This is a genomic window from Morganella sp. HMSC11D09, assembly GCF_001807955.1.
In the GTDB taxonomy this organism is placed as follows: domain Bacteria; phylum Pseudomonadota; class Gammaproteobacteria; order Enterobacterales; family Enterobacteriaceae; genus Morganella; species Morganella morganii.
This window is the reverse complement of the sequence record NZ_KV791684.1, coordinates 59,573-76,565: the sequence shown is the minus strand read 5'-3', so window position 1 is coordinate 76,565 and position 16,993 is coordinate 59,573. Positions and strand designations below refer to the sequence as shown.

The window sequence follows — 16,993 nt, the reverse complement described above, 5'->3', positions numbered from 1 at the left end:
AAATATCAGGAGATAAAGAAGAGAGAGGTCTCCAAGATGCCGTCGCAGGCTGTAACCCTTGAACCCTTGGTTCAAGGTGAACGCGGTGTTGCTTCCATTAGGCTGCCTGAACGAATCAGGTATGCTCACCGGTGACAAATCACCACATTCTGTCTGTATCAATATCGGCTCAGGGGACTGACCCGCAGACAAACATCTCAGAGAATTTTGTGAACTTCGTGTAACGTTGTTCTTAAACTCATTGTATGAAATCGGGCAGATATTGCAACCTAATTTCGAAATTTTTTTTGTCTAGTGACTGATTTCTAAACAATTTTATTCAATAGGTGTTACCTGGCGCTCAGTGATTCGGGTTTGGTCATGCAGCGCCTGCTCGATAGTCTGCTGTAACAGTTTTATCTTTTGTTCCATGTTATAGGCATAATCGCGCGTTTTCAATTTTTCTTGTGCCAGTTCGTGACAGATGTTTAACGCGACGATAAAAACGAGCTGTTCTGTGTTGGACACCCGGCTGCGTTCTTTCAGGTCCTGTAACCGTTGTTCAAGCTCCGCAGCAGAAGCGAGCAGAGCTTCTCTTTGTTCCGGTGGACAATTAACGCGCATGGAACGCCCGAATATCTGGATATCAACGGGTTGTGCAGACATGAAATCTTCCTTTGGTTCTGCAACAGGATATTATCCTGTGTGACGTGAATTGTGTACGTTATAGCAGCAGGCCGCAGCCCTTATCTGGTACAGCGGCGCCTCTTGATGGTAGCATATCATGAACTGAAACCCGACTGGTGAGCAAAATAATGACCCCGGATAAAACACTGCCCGATTTTAAAACACTTGATGAACTTTTGCGTCAGCAGGCCGTCGCCATGACCGCGTCAGAGATGCACGGCCTGATCACGGGTCTGCTCTGCGGCGGTAACACAGATGACAGCTGGCTGGCACTGATCCACGACCTGACCAACGAAGGCATGGCGTTTTCACAGGTTCTGGCACAGCCGCTGCGTGCTCTCTTTAATACCACATTTGAACTGCTTGATGATACCGAATGTCAGTTTAATTTACTGCTGCCGGATGATGAAGCGGGTGTGTTTGCCCGGGCTGATGAGCTGGCCGGCTGGGTCAATCACTTCTTATTAGGTCTGGGTGTGGCGGATCCGAAATTCAGTGATCGCAAGGAAGTAAAAGAAATTGTGACTGATCTGCGGGAAATCGGCATGCTGGGCTATGATGAGGCAGAAGATGCCGAAGAGCTGGATGACGCGCTGGAAGAAGTGATCGAGTATGTCCGCGTTGCGGTACAGCTGTGCTATATCTCGCTGGCGAAGCCGCGCAGCGCACAAAAGGCTGATGCGCCGGAACAGAAACCGACATTACACTGATATATCTGAATCTGTCCGCAGCAGATAATCTGCGGCACACTGAACCATCAGATTCCTGAATCATCACACAGTACAAGGAAAGAGGGTATGAATAAACAAGAATTTATCTCACGCCGTCAGGCATTGCTGGAAAAAATGGCACCGGCCAGCGCGGCGGTTTTCTTTGCGGCACCTCCGGCACAGCGCAATGCGGACAGTGAGTATCCCTACCGCCAGCACAGTGATTTTCTCTACCTGACCGGCTTCAGTGAGCCGGAAGCCGTACTGGTACTGATTAAAAGTGATGAAACCCATAACCACAGTGTTTTGTTTAACCGGGTTCGTGATCTGACGGCGGAAATCTGGTTCGGCCGCCGTCTCGGCCAGGATGCTGCGCCCGAAAAACTGGGTGTTGACCGCGCACTGCCGTTTGATGAAATCAACGAACAGCTCTGCCAGCTGCTTAACGGCCTCGACACTCTCTATTTCGCTCAGGGCGAAATGGCGTATGCAGATACTATCGTCTTTAATGCCCTCGATACACTGCGCCGCGGCAGCCGCCGTAACCTTTCCGCGCCGGGCACGATTATTGACTGGCGGCCGATTGTCCACGAAATGCGTCTGTTTAAATCCCCGGCGGAGCTGGACATCATGCGCCGTGCCGGGAAGGTCAGCGCACTGGCACACACCCGCGCGATGGAAAAATGCCGTCCGGGCATGTACGAATACCAGTTACAGGGCGAAATCGAACACGAGTTTATCAGTAACGGCGCGCGTTTCCCGTCCTATAACACCATTGTCGGCAGCGGTGAGAACGGCTGCATTCTGCACTACACCGAAAACGAATGCCGGATGAAAGACGGCGATTTGGTGCTGATCGACGCCGGATGTGAAATTGAGGGTTATGCCGGGGATATTACCCGTACCTTCCCGGTGAACGGCAAATTCAGCAAAGAGCAGCGTGAAATCTATGACCTGGTGCTGGAAACCCTGGATGTCTCCCTTGAACTCTACCGCCCGGGGACTTCTATTGCAGAAGTGACAGATCGCGTGGTGGAAATCATGACGGAAGGGCTGGTAAAACTCGGCTTACTGACCGGGGATGTTCCGCATTTGATCGAGACCAAAGCATACCGCGCATTTTTCATGCATAGTCTCAGCCACTGGTTAGGACTGGATGTACATGATGTCGGCCATTACGGCACAGAACGTGACCGCATCCTGGAGCCGGGCATGGTACTGACTATCGAACCGGGGCTGTATATTGCGCCGGATGCGGATGTGCCGGAGGCATATCGCGGCATTGGTGTCCGTATTGAGGATGATATTGTCATCACGGCGGACGGCAACGAAAACCTGACCGCGTCAGTGGTCAAAACCGCAGATGAAATTGAAGCGCTGATGGCGCAGGCAAAACAGGCTGAATAATTAATGAGTGTGATAATCACCGGGGGCGGAATGACCGGCGCAACACTGGCGCTGGCACTTTCCCGCCTCAGTCACGGCAGGCTTCCCGTTGCACTGGCGGAAGCCAGATTACCGGATGACCATCATCCGGGGTTTGATGCGCGGGCGATTGCCCTGGCGTACGGTACCTGTCAGCGGCTGGAGAAAATCGGGCTGTGGTCCGCCCTGAAAGCGCATGCGGCGCCGATTACCCGGGTGCATGTGTCTGATCAGGGGCATACCGGCTGTGTGAATATTACCGCCGGTGATTATGATATTGATGCGCTCGGACAGGTGATTGAGCTGTATGATGCCGGGCAAACCCTGTTTGCCGAACTGGCAAAAGCCGAAAATGTTACTCTGTATTGTCCGGACAGTGTAAAAAGCATTACCCGCACGATGGATTCAGTCAGTGTTCAGCTGGAGAGCGGCAAAACACTGAACGGCCAGGCTCTGATTGCGGCGGACGGCAGTCACTCTGCGGTCGCGCAACAATGCGGTATGCAGTGGAGTGACACCCCGTATGAGCAGGTGGCGGTGATCGCCAATGTGATGACAGAACTGGATCCGCAGGGGCGGGCGTTTGAGCGTTTCACCCCGCAGGGGCCGCTGGCCATGCTGCCGATGACAGAAGGGCGCAGTTCGCTGGTCTGGTGTCACCGTGCAGAGCATGCGGAAGCCGTGCGTGAATGGGATGATGAGACTTTCTGCCGCGAATTGCAGAAAGCCTTCGGCTGGCAACTGGGCAAAATTGTCACTGCCGGTGCCCGTCACTGTTATCCGCTGACTCTGAGTGCCGCGCACTCTCAGATTTCCCACCGCCTGGCGCTGGTGGGTAACGCCTCGCAGACACTCCATCCGATCGCCGGCCAGGGTTTTAACCTGGGAATACGTGACGTGATGGCACTGGCGGAGGTTATCAGTCAGGCGTTTTTATCACAGGAAGATATTGGTCAGTACCGTGTGCTGATGCAATATCATGCCGCCCGTGAGGCTGACCGGCAGGCGACAATGACCCTGACCGACAGCCTGGTGCGCCTTTTCTCCAACAGTTGCTTCCCGCTGGCCGCCGGACGGAATGCCGGTCTGATGGCAATGGAAATGCTGCCGTTTCTGCGCAACCGGCTGGCAAAACAGACTCTCGGCTGGGTCGCGCAGCCGCTTAACACCGCCACGGAAAGAGGATAAACAATGCAGTCATATGATGTGGTAATTGCCGGTGGCGGCATGGTCGGGCTGGCACTGGCCTGTGGTCTGCACGGCTGCGGGCTGCGTATCGCCGTGATTGAAAAGCAGGCGCCGGATACCCGTTTTGATCCGCAGGCGCCGTTTGCTGTCCGGGTCTCCGCCATCAACAGTGCCAGTGAGCGCTTACTGGGGCGACTGGGTGTCTGGCAGGATATTCTGGCAAAACGCGCGGCACCGTATCAGGGCATGGAAGTGTGGGATAACGACAGCTTTGGCCGTATTGCGTTCAGTGCGGCGGAAGCCCATTGTGAACACCTTGGTCATATCATTGAGAACGATGTGATCCGCAACGCGCTCTGGGAGCGGGTGCAAAAGCTGTCTGATGTAACACTGCTCACCGGTACGCAAATCCGTCAGGTGGTGTGGGGCGAAAACGATGCCTTTATCACCCTGGAAAATGACGATATGCTCACGACCCGCTTAGTGGCCGGGGCAGACGGTGCAAATTCCTGGCTGCGTCAGCATGCGGATATCCCGGTTTCGTTTTGGGATTATGAGCATCACGCGCTGGTCGCCACCATCCGCACAGAACTGCCGCATGAGAATGTGGCGCGTCAGGTTTTCCACGGCGACGGCATTCTGGCATTTCTGCCGCTGCCGGATGCACATCACTGCTCAATTGTCTGGTCTCTGCCCGGACTGACAGCACAGCACTGTCTGGATCTGGATGATGCTGCGTTTAACCATAAACTGGCAGCGGCGTTTGATCTGCGCCTCGGGCTGTGTGAAGTGGTCAGTGAGCGGCGGGCAATCCCGCTGACCGGACGTTATGCCCGTCAGTTCGCCGCGCCGCGTCTGGCGCTGCTGGGCGATGCGGCTCACACCATTCATCCGCTGGCCGGACAGGGTGTTAACCTCGGTTTTATGGATGTGGCAGAGCTGATTGGCGAAATCCGCCGTCTGACGGCTGAAGGCAAAGATATCGGTAACTATTTCTGGCTGCGCCGTTTTGAGCGCCGCCGCAAGCAGAGTGCCGCAATGATGCTGGCCGGGATGCAGGGTTTCCGTGACCTGTTCGACGGCAGCAATCCGGTGAAAAAACTGGTCCGTGATGTCGGTCTGGTGCTGGCAGACACACTGCCGGGCGTCAAACCGGTGCTGCTGCGCCATGCCCGCGGACTGAGTGATATGCCGGACTGGCTGCGTGAACCGAAGCCGGCATCAGCTGAAAAAATCTAATTTAAGGGCTTTTTTCACATTAGTTTTATTCATAATGCACTAAAAATTAACCGGTCGATCCGGCCGGTGTTTTAGTGCATTCCCGCCGCTTAATTCAAAACTATCACCTGTTAATGCTTTTTTGCGCCTCAGGGCTCAGAATGGCAGATGAAAAATCTGCATACTGACGGCTCGTATTTTTCCGTCCGCGTACACGGTCACAATTTTTTCTTATGGTTACGTTTGTGATTCGGTGATAACGTCAGGAAAAGGGTATCGTTTGCGCGGTACACGCTGCGCACTATGTCTGACTGAAAGGGGATAGAATGGCACAACACACACCACTGTCCGGTGAGCACGTTGCCTGCGGGGCAAAAATGGTGGATTTCCACGGCTGGATGATGCCGCTGCACTACGGCTCCCAGATCGAAGAGCACCACAATGTCCGCAATGACGCCGGTATGTTCGATGTTTCCCATATGACAATCGTGGACTTTCATGGTCCGCAATGTCAGCAGTTCCTCCGTTATCTTCTCGCCAACGATGTGGCAAAACTCACCGAAAAAGGCAAAGCACTGTATACCGGGATGCTCAATGCGTCCGGCGGTGTGATCGACGATCTTATCGTCTATTACTTTGCGGATGATTTTTACCGGCTGGTGGTGAACTCCGCCACCCGTGAAAAAGATCTGGCGTGGATTGACGAACATCGCAAAAACTTTGCGGCTGAGATGACAGTCCGTGATGATTTGGCGATGATTGCTGTTCAGGGGCCGCATGCCAAAGAAAAAGTTGCGACACTGCTGAGTGCGGAACAAAAAGCCGCCGTCGCCGGGATGAAACCGTTTTACGGCGTGCAGAGCGGCGATTATTTCATTGCCACTACCGGGTACACCGGCGAGGAAGGTTATGAAATCGCGCTGCCCGCAGAGCAGGCTGCTGACCTGTGGAAAAAACTGCTGGCCGCTGGGGTGAAACCTGCCGGGTTAGGGGCACGGGATACTTTACGCCTCGAAGCAGGCATGAATCTTTACAGCCAGGAGATGGACGAAACCATCAATCCGCTGGCCGCAAATATGGGCTGGACCATTGCCTGGCAGCCGGAAGACCGGAAATTTATCGGCCGTGAGGCACTGGAAAAATTCCGCCGCGACGGCACTGAAAAACAGGTCGGTCTGGTGATGCGCGAAAAAGGCGTACTGCGGGCCGGAATGGAAGTCCGCTTTACTGATGAGCTCGGCAAATTACAGACCGGCGTTATCACCAGCGGAACCTTCTCCCCGTCACTGGGATTCAGTATCGCGCTGGCCCGCGTCCCGCAGGGGATCGGCAATACCGCTATTGTACAGGTGCGCAACCGTGAAGTGCCTGTTGAGGTCGTGAAACCGGGATTTGTCCGTAACGGCAAAGCACTGGTCTGAACATCCGTATTTTATTGTTAAATTTTGAGAAACCCGATAACAGGAGCCGTTGGCGATGAGTAATATACCTGAGAATCTGAAATATACAGAAGATCACGAGTGGGTTCGCCATGAGAGTGGTGATGAGTATGTGGCAGGGATCACTGACTACGCGCAGGAACTGCTGGGCGATGTGGTTTTTGTTGAATTACCGGAAGTGGGTGATGAAATCACGTTTGGTGAGGCATTCGGTACCGTTGAGTCGGTAAAAGCGGCATCTGACCTGTATGCGCCGGTGACCGGCACCGTTATCGCCGTGAACGAAGCACTGGAAGACAGCCCGGAACTGGTAAACAGCGAGCCGTATGAAGGCGGCTGGATGATCCGTATTAAAATCACGGATCCGGATGAGTTTGCCGGTCTGATGGACGCAGCCAAATACGCAGAACTGCAGGCTGAAGAAGAAGACTGACGGATTGCGGAACCCTGTTTGTAAGTAAACAGGGTTTTTTTTCGGGTTTTTATTGAATCAGACAATGTCAGGAACCGGAGAACAATGACTCAAACTTTAACGCAGCTTGAAAACCGGGGTGAATTTGTCCGCCGTCATATCGGCGCATCCCCTGAACAACAGCAGCATATGCTGAAAACGGTCGGTGCGGCATCACTTGAAGATCTCACCCGCCATATTGTCCCTGATGATATTCAGCTGGATATCCCGCCTGCCGTGGGCGAAGGGGCAACCGAACAGGATGCGCTGGCAGAACTGAAAATCATTGCCGGGCTGAATCAGCAATTTACCTCTTACATCGGCCAGGGCTATGCACCGACCATTCTGCCGCCGGTAATTTTACGCAATCTGCTGGAAAATCCGGGCTGGTATACCGCGTACACGCCGTATCAGCCGGAAATCTCCCAGGGCCGCCTGGAAGCACTGCTGAATTTCCAGCAGGTGACTATCGACCTGACCGGTCTGGAGCTGGCATCCGCCTCACTGCTGGATGAAGCGACCGCTGCGGCGGAAGCGATGGCGATGGCAAAACGCGTCAGCAAAAAGAAAAATGCCAACCGCTTTTTCATTGCGGATGATGTGCATCCGCAAACCCTGGATGTGATCCGCACCCGCGCTGAATATTTCGGTTTTGAACTGATAATCGATAGTGCGGAAAAAGCCCTTGATTACGATGATGTGTTCGGTGTGCTGTTGCAGCAGACCGGCACCGGCGGGCAGATCCATGACTACCGTGACCTACTGGCACAGTTACATCAGCGTCAGGTGATCACCAGTGTGGCAGCCGATATTATGGCGCTGGTTCTGCTGGAAGCACCGGGTAAACAGGGCGCGGATATCGTCTTCGGCTCAGCCCAGCGTTTTGGTGTGCCGATGGGCTACGGCGGCCCTCATGCTGCCTTCTTTGCCTGCCGTGATGCTTACAAACGTGCGATGCCGGGCCGTCTTATCGGGGTATCCATTGATGCCGCCGGTAACCGTGCTCTGCGTCTGGCGCTGCAAACCCGCGAACAGCATATCCGCCGTGAAAAAGCGAACTCCAATATCTGTACCTCTCAGGTTCTGCTGGCAAATATCGCCGGGATGTATGCGGTCTACCACGGGCCGGAAGGTCTGAAACGGATTGCCGGCCGCATTCACCGCCTGACCGATATTCTGGCGAAAGCGCTGACAGATGCAGGTCTGCGTCTGCGTAACACCACCTGGTTTGATACTCTGACGATTGAAGTGCAGGACAAAGCTGCCGTTCTGGCCCGTGCCAAAGCGGCGCGTATCAACCTGCGTACCGATCTGCCGGGTGCCGTTGCGGTCACCCTGAGCGAAACCACGCAGCGTGAATGCCTGGAAAATCTGTACGCGGTACTGACCGGACAGGAAGCACAGTGGGATATTGATGCACTCGATGCACAGGTTGCCGCTTCTTCTGAATCCATTCCTGCCGCGCTGCGCCGCGAAGGGGAGATTCTGAAGCATCCGAACTTCCGCCGCTATCACAGCGAAACGGATATGATGCGCTATCTGCACAGTCTGGCCCGCAAAGACCTGGCGCTGGATCAGGCGATGATCCCGCTCGGCTCCTGCACCATGAAACTGAATGCGGCTGCGGAGATGATCCCGATAACCTGGCCGGAATTCGGTAATATGCATCCGTTCTGCCCGCCGGAGCAGGCTCAGGGCTATCATGTGATGATAGAACAGCTCTCCCGCTGGCTGGTGCTGCTGACCGGTTATGACGCCATGTGCATGCAGCCGAACTCCGGCGCACAGGGGGAATACGCCGGGCTGGTGACTATCCGCCGCTATCAGGAAAGCAAAGGTGAAGGGCACCGCACTATCTGTCTGATCCCGCAGTCTGCTCACGGCACTAACCCGGCCTCAGCCAATATGGCGGGAATGGAAGTCGTGGTGGTGGCCTGTGATGAAGACGGTAACATTGATCTGGCGGATTTACGGGCGAAAGCAGAACAGCACAGTGAAAATCTGTCCTGTGTGATGATCACCTATCCGTCCACCCACGGGGTGTATGAAGAGGGTGTGCGTGAAGTCTGTGATATCATTCATGAATTCGGCGGCCAGGTGTATCTGGACGGCGCGAACATGAACGCACAGGTCGGTGTGACTACACCGGGCTTCATCGGCGCGGATGTTTCTCACCTTAACCTGCACAAAACCTTCAGTATTCCGCACGGCGGCGGCGGACCGGGCATGGGGCCGATTGGTGTGAAAAAACACCTCGCACCGTTTGTGCCGGGACACACCATCGTTACCTCTGAGCTGCTGACCTCTCAGGGCGCAGTATCCGCCGCACCGTTCGGCAGTGCCTCCATTCTGCCGATCAGCTGGATGTATATCCGCATGATGGGTGCTCAGGGACTACGTCAGGCCAGCCAGGTGGCGATCCTCAATGCCAACTATATCGCAGCACGGCTGAAATCCGCTTACGATGTGCTTTATACCGGCCGTAACGGCTATGTGGCGCATGAATGTATTCTGGATATCCGTCCGCTGAAAGCGAAGTTTGGTATTACGGAGATGGATATTGCCAAGCGTCTGATTGACTACGGTTTCCATGCACCGACTATGTCTTTCCCGGTCGGCGGCACACTGATGGTTGAGCCGACAGAGTCCGAAAGCCAGACGGAGCTGGATCGCTTTATTGATGCGATGCTGGGTATCCGTGCGGAAATGGAGCGGGTCGGCAGTGGTGAGTGGACAGCGGAAGATAACCCTCTGGTGAATGCCCCGCATATCCAGACTGAACTGGCAGCGGAGTGGTCACACCCGTACAGCCGTGAAGTGGCGGTATTCCCGACTCAATCCACCCGTGACAACAAATACTGGCCGACGGTTAAACGGCTGGATGATGTCTACGGTGACCGTCACCTTCAGTGCTCCTGTGCACCGATGAGTGATTACGAGTAAACGGTAAACGATAAAGAAAAGGCCGGTTGTGGTAACACAACCGGCCTTTTTTATCAGTGCAGCCAGCCTTTCTGCTTCGCGGTATCCAGTTCGGCACGTAACCACGCCCAGAATGCCGGATGCACATCCGCAATAAATTTCGTGCGGTCAATTACCTGTTCCAGTGAAATATTGTTTTCCACCCAGCTCTGACCATTGTTGTGCAGATTCATCAGCACCGGCATCACGCGGTCGATCATATTGGCGATACGGGCTTCGCGGGTCTCTGCGGCGTCATACTCATTCCACAGCGCCTGAAACTCATCCGCCTGCGGCTGCGGCAGCAGGCCGAAAATCCGTTTTGCGGCAGCCACTTCTTTTTCCGCAATCGCTTCGCGGGCGGCCAGATCAAAGACCAGCACGTCCCCGGCGTCAATTTCCACCACATCATGCAGCAGTGCCATTTTCAGGATCCGCAGCATATCCGCATCTTCAACATACGGCGCAAACGCCATTGCTGTCATGGCAAAATGCCAGCTGTGTTCAGCGGAGTTTTCCTGACGTTCATTGTTCAGCAGGCGGGTTTTGCGGTAAACGCTTTTGAGCTTATCCAGCTCCATAACAAAGGTGATTAACTGAGAAAAAGGAATGACTTCCTGTGCGGGAACAGCTGATGACATAACAACCTCAATACGGATTTATACAGAATACCTCCGGGCGCAGAGACAGGGTATCTCTGCGCCCGGGGATGACGGGAAATCAGGCTTCTTCAGTAAAGGAGTACGGCAGCGGGAAAAGGCTCAGGCGGCTTTCTTCATCTTCACGGATACGGAAGACAGCATCTTCCTCCGTATCATTATTCATCACAATCTGCACCAGAACGCGGTCATCGCTCAGGCGGACAGCCGCGAGAATGGTACCGGTGCGGCGCCAGTTTTCACCCAGTTGGCGTTCAGCATCATCACCGGCGACCGGCACATGGCGGCTGTGACCAATCAGTGTGAACATGGCGCGTTTGTTGGCACCGCGGAATTTGGCGCGGGCGACCATTTCCTGGCCGGTATAACAGCCTTTCTTAAAGCAGATACCCCGGGGAAGGGATTGCAGATTTGTTGCCTGCGGCAGAAATTCACCGACGGTTGCCGCATCAATTACGGCGTAACCAGCTTCAATATCCAGTGCGGTCCACTGAGTGTCAGACGCGTCCGGCAGAGACAGGGCATCAGATAAAGCACCGGCCTGTTCAGCGGTTTGGATCAGAATAAAACGCCCCTGCGGCAGCGGCAGATACAGCAGCGTGGTGTCATCGCTGCTGACAACCTGAGTGTCCGCATCCGGAACTGTGCTGAAATGTGCCAGTAAGACTTCTGCCGCACCGTGACCGGCGATCCCGGTCAGGACAGCACTATCATCAGCGGCAATCGTCACTTTGGAAAATACCGCGTATTTTTTCAGTTCCGCGAGCTGGGTATCCAGCGCACTGCGGCGGATAAGGTAGGCGTAACCGTCTTTATAATGAAACAGACGCAGATCACTCCACATCTTCCCTTTGGCATCACAATGGGCACACAGCACATGCTGATCATCAGCCATAGCGTCGATATCAGCGGTGACCTGTCCCTGAAGATACTTCTGACTATCCGGGCCGGTGATGGTCACCAGCGCCAGATCGCTGAGGGAAATGCGTGTCAGGGGGAGAGAATCACTCAGTTGCGGGAGTAATGTATTTGTTTCTGTGTTCATGATGTTTTACCTGTCCGGAGAGCTGTGCAATGTATGGTAAAAGAGATAACAGACATTGCAAGAGAATATTATTGACCCTTTGTGTGATGCGGTACGTGCGGAGTGACAATGAAATCCTCAGTTGCGGATTTCATTTATTTTTCCGCCTGAGACGCATTTTTCTCCGGCATGTGCGGCAGACGATTTTCTTTATTGTCAGGGCTTGGTAGGCTACGCTGGTATCATCAGTTATGTTTACCGGTCTGATAAACCGCTTCTTATAAAAAGGATATACCGGTGTTAGATATTGAAAATAAAGCCCGCATCCACTGGGCCTGCCGTCGCGGCATGCGGGAGCTGGATATTGCGATTATGCCGTTTTTTCAGCATGAATATGACACGCTGACCGATGCTCAGAAACAGGATTTTGTGCAGTTGCTGAACTGCCCGGACCCGGATCTGTTTAACTGGCTGATGAATAAAGGCCGTCCGGATGATGAGGCGCTGTATCAGATAATCCGGCTGATTCAGGAACGTAATCAGGCACGGATGGCAGCACAGAACGCAGCGTATTATCCGGACTGAGCGGCAGAAAAAGTCATAACCGGTCACAGTTATTTCATAGGAAACCGGGAAGGAATGCCGTATATTTTCCGGCTGACGGACGCGGGATAACCGGGTTCTCAGCCGGACAGCGGGTGCTGTCATTATGTCAGGATACAGAGGGGGCAGACCGGTGGTTTTATGGAAATCAGTATTACGTGTCTCATTTAATACTCAGGTCTTCTCAACACTGATTTACGGTGTGCTGGCGCTGAGTGTATTATTTGCGCCCTGGCCCGGCAGAACCTCATTTATCTGGCTGCCGCTGACATTGCTGCTGATCGCAGGCTGGGGGCGGACACAGTATAAAATCAGCAAACGCGCCGGTCCCGCCAGTCTGCAGAATCAAAACCGGATTTTATGGCGTAAAAGCGAGTGGGAGATCACTAAACCGCCATATATTACCCGGCTGGGTATCCGTCTGCATCTGCGCTCACTGACCTCCGGGCGGCAGAAATACCTGTGGATAGCCTCTGACAGTGTCCCGAAAGAGGCATGGAGCAGCCTTAATCAGCTGCTTTTACAGTACCCGGATATCTGATCGGCCTACAGCAGTTCCTGAACTTCCTCAAGTACCTGCATACACCATGTGGCGATGCGCTCTTCGCTTTCGTCATACTGATTGACATCATCAAGTGCCAGGCCGACAAAGTGTTTGCCGTCCGGGGTCAGGGCTTTCGGGCTGGTGAAGGTATAACCGTCCACCGGCCAGTAACCGGCAAATTTTACCCCGGATGATTGCAGCTGCTGATGCAGATAGCCCAGTGCGTCCAGGAACCAGTCGCTGTAATCCACCTGATCACCCATGCCGTACATAGCGACAATTTTTCCCGATAAATCAAGCTGCGGCAGTTGCTCCCACACCGCCAGCCAGTCTTCCTGGATTTCACCGAAATCCCAGGTCGGAATGCCGAGGATCAGCACCGGGTAGCTTTCCATCAGTTGCAGATCTGTCTCTTTCACATCATGGAGTTCAACGAGATCATCACCTAAAATATCACGGATTTTTTCAGCTGCCATTTCGGTATAGCAGGTGCTGGAACCATAAAAAAGACCAATTTTCATCTGTTTATTCTGCTGTGTATCGGGTAAAAAATGAAAGCCCGCCGCCTCTGTGCGCTGCTTTCATCACAGGATTACGGTATTGTAACAGAAGATAAGTTAATTCTGACACGGGAATTCAAACGGGAGGTCAGCGGTGAAGGACGCCGTACAACACAGCGAAAGTGATGCACTGACAGAGCAGTTTCTTGATACTATCTGGCTGGAACAGAATTTATCGGAAAACACCCTGGCATCCTATCGCCTGGATTTACAGGCACTGGCGGACTGGCTGGCGCCGCAGGATCTGGACTGGTTATCGCTGACCACCCTTGATTTGCAGGCTTTTCTGGCCGGCCGGCTGGATCGCGGTTACAAAGCTACCAGTTCGGCGCGGATGCTCAGCTCGCTGCGCCGGTTTTTCCAGTATTGCTACCGTGAAAAACTGCGGACGGATGACCCGACTATTCAGCTGGCGGCACCCAAACTGCCCGCCCGGCTGCCGAAAGATTTGAGCGAAAGCCAGGTGGATGACCTGCTTGCGGCTCCGGATGTTACCGATCCGCTTGAACTGCGCGATAAAGCCATGCTGGAAGTGCTTTATGCCTGCGGACTGCGCGTGACAGAGCTGGTGTCACTGTCGCTGCCGGATGTCAGTCTGCGCCAGGGCGTGATCCGTGTGATCGGTAAAGGTAATAAAGAGCGTCTGGTGCCGATGGGGGAAGAAGCGGTGTACTGGCTGGAGGTTTATCTGGCACAGGCCAGACCGTCACTGCTGAACGGACAGGCTGCGGACGTGCTGTTCCCGAGCAAACTCGGGCGGCAGATGACGCGGCAGACATTCTGGCACCGCATCAAACACTATGCGGTCGTAGCCGGGATTGCGACTGAAAAACTCTCGCCCCATGTGCTGCGCCATGCCTTTGCCACGCATCTGCTCAATCACGGGGCGGATCTGCGGGTGGTGCAGATGCTGCTGGGGCACAGTGATTTATCCACCACACAAATTTATACCCATGTCGCGACGGAGCGGTTACGCACGCTGCACCAGCAGCACCATCCGCGCGGCTGATAAGGAAACAGTATGCTGAAAATTGTATCATCCGCACTGGCGCTTCTGCTTGTGTTCAGTCACGGCGCGGTTGCCGGTGAAAGCGAAATCAAAGCGGCACTGGGCAAAATGGATATGACCGCCACCATGATCCGCCCGTCACCGGTGCCGGGTGTCTCGGCGGTAGCCACCCCGCAGGGTGTTTTTTATATCAGCGATGACGGCCGTTATCTGCTGCAGGGGCCGATGTTTGATATGAGCGGCAAAACCCCGAAAAATATCACCAATAATGTGCTGCTGGATGAGCTGAACAGCCTGGAAAATGAGATGATCATTTATAAATCTCAGCGCGGCAGCCACGTTATTACTGTCTTTACGGATATCACCTGTCCGTACTGCCTGAAGTTACATAATGAAAATAAGGCGCTGAATGATAAAGGCATTACGGTCCGTTATCTGGCGTTTCCGCGCAAAGGGCCGGATTCAGCTGTCGGCCGGGAAATGCAGTCAGTCTGGTGTAACGGGTTCAAAACCAAAGCGCTGGATAACGCGTTCCGTAATGAACCTATCCCGCAGATAGACAGCTGTAACATTGATATCAGTAAACACTATAATCTCGGCCTGAAATTCGGCATCACCGGCACTCCGGCGATTGTCCTTGAGGACGGAACGCTGATTGCCGGTTACCTGTCAGCGGATAAAATTGCTGAATTAGTAAATAAATAATTAATAGTATAATCAGGTTGTTATGATAAAAACAGAACTCCGCCGCCGTGATGCGGGGGATTATACAGCACTGCTTTCTCCCGATCGCCCCGAACTGTTATGCCGTCTGTATGCTGCCAGAGGAATTACCTCTGCGGAGCAACTGGAGCGCGGTGCACGCGGGCTGCTTAATTACGGTCAGCTTAACGGCATTGACCAGGCCGTTGTACTGCTGAAAGAAGCACTGCACCAGAATCAGCGGATTGTGATTGTCGGCGATTTTGATGCTGACGGCGCAACCAGCACTGCACTATCAGTCCGCGCACTGCGCCGGATGGGGTTCCGGCAGGTGGATTTCCTTGTCCCCAACCGTTTTGAGGACGGCTACGGGCTCAGCGCTCAGGTGACAGAGCAGGCCCGCCGCAAAGGGGCGGAACTGATTATGACAGTGGATAACGGCATTTCCTCCCATGACGGCGTGGCTGCCGCTCATGCTGCCGGGATCCGCGTGATTGTGACTGACCACCATCTGCCGGGAGAGATTCTGCCGCCGGCGGAAGCGATTATTAACCCGAACCTGGCAGACTGCGGATTTCTCTCCAAATCCCTCGCCGGTGTCGGCGTAACCTTTTATCTGATGTCCGCGCTGCGGGCATCACTGCGGGCGGACGACTGGTTCGCACAACAGAATATTGCCGAGCCGAACCTGGCTGAACTGCTTGACCTGGTCGCACTGGGCACAGTGGCAGACGTGGTGCCGCTTGATCAGAACAACCGTATCCTTGTGCATCAGGGGCTGAACCGCATCCGTGCCGGACGCTGCTGTGCCGGGATCACCGCGCTGCTGGAGATCTCCAAACGGCAGGCTCCCGCACTGGTGGCGAGTGACCTGGGTTTTGCGCTCGGGCCGCGTCTGAATGCGGCGGGCAGACTGGATGATATGTCAGTCGGTGTTGAACTGCTGCTGACGGATGATATGGCGAAAGCACGCATGCTGGCACATGAACTGGATGGCCTGAACCAGACCCGGCGCGAAATAGAGCAGGGAATGCAGCAGGAGGCCCTGACACTGTTCAGCAAAATTGAGCACAGCACCACGGAAATACCGTCAGGGATAGCTCTGTATCACCCTGAATGGCATCAGGGCGTGGTCGGTATTCTCGCCTCGCGTATCAAAGAGCGTTATCACCGTCCGGTGATTGCCTTTGCTCCTTGCGGTGATGGTCTGCTGAAAGGCTCCGGGCGCTCGGTAAGCGGCCTGCATCTGCGGGATGTGCTCGAGCGGCTTGATACGCTCAATCCGGGAATGATGGCCGCATTCGGCGGCCATGCGATGGCGGCCGGGCTTTCTCTGCCGGAATCGTATTTCCCTGATTTTCAGCATAAATTTGCCGCGCTGGTGGATGATATGATTGACCCCGGCTTGCTGCACGGGGTTATCTGGAGCGACGGCGTGCTGTCACCGCAGGATATGACACTGGAAACCGCTGGTTTGCTGCGTGAAGGCGGGCCGTGGGGGCAGGGGTTCCCGGAGCCGTTGTTTGACGGCACATTCCGGCTGCTGCAACAGCGCATCGTCGGCGAAAAACATCTGAAAGTGATGATTGAACCGGAAGGCGGCGGTCCGCTGCTCGACGGAATCGCCTTTAATGTGGATGTAAATTACTGGCCGGACAACAGTGTGCAGCGGGTTCGTCTCGCGTATAAACTGGATGTGAATGAGTTTCGCGGACAGCGCAGTGTGCAGTTACTGATAGAACATATCTGGCAGGATTAATTTTAGTCCGAAAGGGTTTTGCGGTGCTGTCATGATGAGCGGATTTTCGCTACAATGTGCAGTTCTCACATTATT

The 16,993-nt window shown here is 54.2% G+C and carries 16 protein-coding genes and 1 other RNA gene; 12 read left to right on the top strand and 5 right to left on the bottom strand.

The window, feature by feature from the left end; translation table 11 throughout:
- Nucleotides 1–24 precede the first annotated feature (24 nt).
- Nucleotides 25–207, bottom strand: a non-coding RNA gene (gene ssrS, locus HMPREF3119_RS08220) — 6S RNA.
- Between the two features lie 108 nt (nt 208–315).
- On the bottom strand, nt 316–645 hold the full coding sequence (zapA, locus tag HMPREF3119_RS08215; protein WP_004238346.1) for a cell division protein ZapA: 330 nt from the start codon (nt 643–645) through the stop codon (nt 316–318).
- A 149-nt stretch (nt 646–794) separates the two neighbouring features.
- On the opposite strand from zapA, the gene HMPREF3119_RS08210 reads away from it, so the two are divergent.
- The 7 genes from HMPREF3119_RS08210 (at nt 795) to gcvP (ending at nt 10,040) form a co-directional block, all read left to right on the top strand.
- Nucleotides 795–1,376, top strand: a complete 582-nt coding sequence (locus HMPREF3119_RS08210; RefSeq protein WP_004238345.1) for a YecA/YgfB family protein — start codon at nt 795–797, stop codon at nt 1,374–1,376.
- 87 nt (nt 1,377–1,463) lie between these two features.
- Nucleotides 1,464–2,783: a Xaa-Pro aminopeptidase gene (gene pepP, locus HMPREF3119_RS08205; protein WP_070579295.1), complete on the top strand. Its 1,320-nt coding sequence runs from the start codon at nt 1,464–1,466 to the stop codon at nt 2,781–2,783.
- A 3-nt stretch (nt 2,784–2,786) separates the two neighbouring features.
- Entirely contained in the window at nt 2,787–3,989 is a 1,203-nt protein-coding gene (gene ubiH / locus HMPREF3119_RS08200) for a 2-octaprenyl-6-methoxyphenyl hydroxylase (RefSeq protein ID WP_070579292.1), read from the top strand.
- A gap of 3 nt (nt 3,990–3,992) precedes the next feature.
- The gene (gene ubiI / locus HMPREF3119_RS08195) at nt 3,993–5,228 is read left to right on the top strand and encodes an FAD-dependent 2-octaprenylphenol hydroxylase (protein ID WP_070579289.1); all 1,236 of its coding nucleotides are present in this window, start codon (nt 3,993–3,995) and stop codon (nt 5,226–5,228) included.
- Nucleotides 5,229–5,533: 305 nt separating this feature from the next.
- Nucleotides 5,534–6,628 (top strand): glycine cleavage system aminomethyltransferase GcvT, encoded by a 1,095-nt coding sequence (gene gcvT, locus HMPREF3119_RS08190; protein ID WP_036423590.1) that lies wholly within the window; start codon nt 5,534–5,536, stop codon nt 6,626–6,628.
- 55 nt (nt 6,629–6,683) lie between these two features.
- Complete coding sequence (gene gcvH, locus HMPREF3119_RS08185) at nt 6,684–7,079, top strand: glycine cleavage system protein GcvH (protein WP_004238339.1); 396 nt, start codon at nt 6,684–6,686, stop codon at nt 7,077–7,079.
- 84 nt (nt 7,080–7,163) lie between these two features.
- Complete coding sequence (gcvP, locus tag HMPREF3119_RS08180; RefSeq protein WP_070579286.1) at nt 7,164–10,040, top strand: aminomethyl-transferring glycine dehydrogenase; 2,877 nt, start codon at nt 7,164–7,166, stop codon at nt 10,038–10,040.
- A gap of 53 nt (nt 10,041–10,093) precedes the next feature.
- Here the strand turns inward: gcvP and HMPREF3119_RS08175 are convergent, their stop codons facing one another.
- Nucleotides 10,094–10,699 (bottom strand): HD domain-containing protein, encoded by a 606-nt coding sequence (locus HMPREF3119_RS08175; RefSeq protein ID WP_032098838.1) that lies wholly within the window; start codon nt 10,697–10,699, stop codon nt 10,094–10,096.
- Between the two features lie 79 nt (nt 10,700–10,778).
- Nucleotides 10,779–11,762 (bottom strand): tRNA-modifying protein YgfZ, encoded by a 984-nt coding sequence (gene ygfZ / locus HMPREF3119_RS08170; protein WP_070579283.1) that lies wholly within the window; start codon nt 11,760–11,762, stop codon nt 10,779–10,781.
- 276 nt (nt 11,763–12,038) lie between these two features.
- Here ygfZ and sdhE point away from each other — a divergent pair, with 276 nt between their 5' ends.
- Together sdhE and HMPREF3119_RS08160 are read left to right on the top strand one after the other, a co-directional pair.
- On the top strand, nt 12,039–12,326 hold the full coding sequence (gene sdhE, locus HMPREF3119_RS08165) for an FAD assembly factor SdhE (RefSeq protein ID WP_004240904.1): 288 nt from the start codon (nt 12,039–12,041) through the stop codon (nt 12,324–12,326).
- 151 nt (nt 12,327–12,477) lie between these two features.
- Nucleotides 12,478–12,885: a protein YgfX gene (locus tag HMPREF3119_RS08160; protein WP_004240903.1), complete on the top strand. Its 408-nt coding sequence runs from the start codon at nt 12,478–12,480 to the stop codon at nt 12,883–12,885.
- Between the two features lie 5 nt (nt 12,886–12,890).
- On the opposite strand, the gene fldB is transcribed toward HMPREF3119_RS08160, so the two are convergent.
- Nucleotides 12,891–13,409, bottom strand: coding sequence for a flavodoxin FldB (gene fldB / locus HMPREF3119_RS08155; protein WP_004238332.1), 519 nt, complete (start codon nt 13,407–13,409; stop codon nt 12,891–12,893).
- Between the two features lie 133 nt (nt 13,410–13,542).
- On the opposite strand from fldB, the gene xerD reads away from it, so the two are divergent.
- Genes xerD through recJ form a run of 3 tightly spaced genes read left to right on the top strand, consistent with a single transcriptional unit; the run spans nt 13,543 to nt 16,918 of the window.
- Entirely contained in the window at nt 13,543–14,457 is a 915-nt protein-coding gene (xerD, locus tag HMPREF3119_RS08150; protein WP_004240901.1) for a site-specific tyrosine recombinase XerD, read from the top strand.
- A gap of 12 nt (nt 14,458–14,469) precedes the next feature.
- On the top strand, nt 14,470–15,162 hold the full coding sequence (dsbC, locus tag HMPREF3119_RS08145; protein ID WP_004238330.1) for a bifunctional protein-disulfide isomerase/oxidoreductase DsbC: 693 nt from the start codon (nt 14,470–14,472) through the stop codon (nt 15,160–15,162).
- Between the two features lie 22 nt (nt 15,163–15,184).
- On the top strand, nt 15,185–16,918 hold the full coding sequence (gene recJ / locus HMPREF3119_RS08140) for a single-stranded-DNA-specific exonuclease RecJ (protein ID WP_070579280.1): 1,734 nt from the start codon (nt 15,185–15,187) through the stop codon (nt 16,916–16,918).
- Nucleotides 16,919–16,993 lie beyond the last annotated feature (75 nt).

What these genes read in the sequence shown, in the direction of transcription:
- pepP (WP_070579295.1), top strand. Translation starts at nt 1,464, where the DNA reads ATGAATAAACAAGAATTTATCTCACGCCGTCAGGCATTGCTGGAAAAA.
- fldB (WP_004238332.1), bottom strand. Translation starts at nt 13,409, where the DNA reads ATGAAAATTGGTCTTTTTTATGGTTCCAGCACCTGCTATACCGAAATG.
- HMPREF3119_RS08175 (WP_032098838.1), bottom strand. Translation starts at nt 10,699, where the DNA reads ATGTCATCAGCTGTTCCCGCACAGGAAGTCATTCCTTTTTCTCAGTTA.
- gcvT (WP_036423590.1), top strand. Translation starts at nt 5,534, where the DNA reads ATGGCACAACACACACCACTGTCCGGTGAGCACGTTGCCTGCGGGGCA.
- dsbC (WP_004238330.1), top strand. Translation starts at nt 14,470, where the DNA reads ATGCTGAAAATTGTATCATCCGCACTGGCGCTTCTGCTTGTGTTCAGT.
- HMPREF3119_RS08210 (WP_004238345.1), top strand. Translation starts at nt 795, where the DNA reads ATGACCCCGGATAAAACACTGCCCGATTTTAAAACACTTGATGAACTT.
- ubiI (WP_070579289.1), top strand. Translation starts at nt 3,993, where the DNA reads ATGCAGTCATATGATGTGGTAATTGCCGGTGGCGGCATGGTCGGGCTG.
- zapA (WP_004238346.1), bottom strand. Translation starts at nt 645, where the DNA reads ATGTCTGCACAACCCGTTGATATCCAGATATTCGGGCGTTCCATGCGC.
- ubiH (WP_070579292.1), top strand. Translation starts at nt 2,787, where the DNA reads ATGAGTGTGATAATCACCGGGGGCGGAATGACCGGCGCAACACTGGCG.
- gcvH (WP_004238339.1), top strand. Translation starts at nt 6,684, where the DNA reads ATGAGTAATATACCTGAGAATCTGAAATATACAGAAGATCACGAGTGG.
- ygfZ (WP_070579283.1), bottom strand. Translation starts at nt 11,762, where the DNA reads ATGAACACAGAAACAAATACATTACTCCCGCAACTGAGTGATTCTCTC.
- recJ (WP_070579280.1), top strand. Translation starts at nt 15,185, where the DNA reads ATGATAAAAACAGAACTCCGCCGCCGTGATGCGGGGGATTATACAGCA.
- gcvP (WP_070579286.1), top strand. Translation starts at nt 7,164, where the DNA reads ATGACTCAAACTTTAACGCAGCTTGAAAACCGGGGTGAATTTGTCCGC.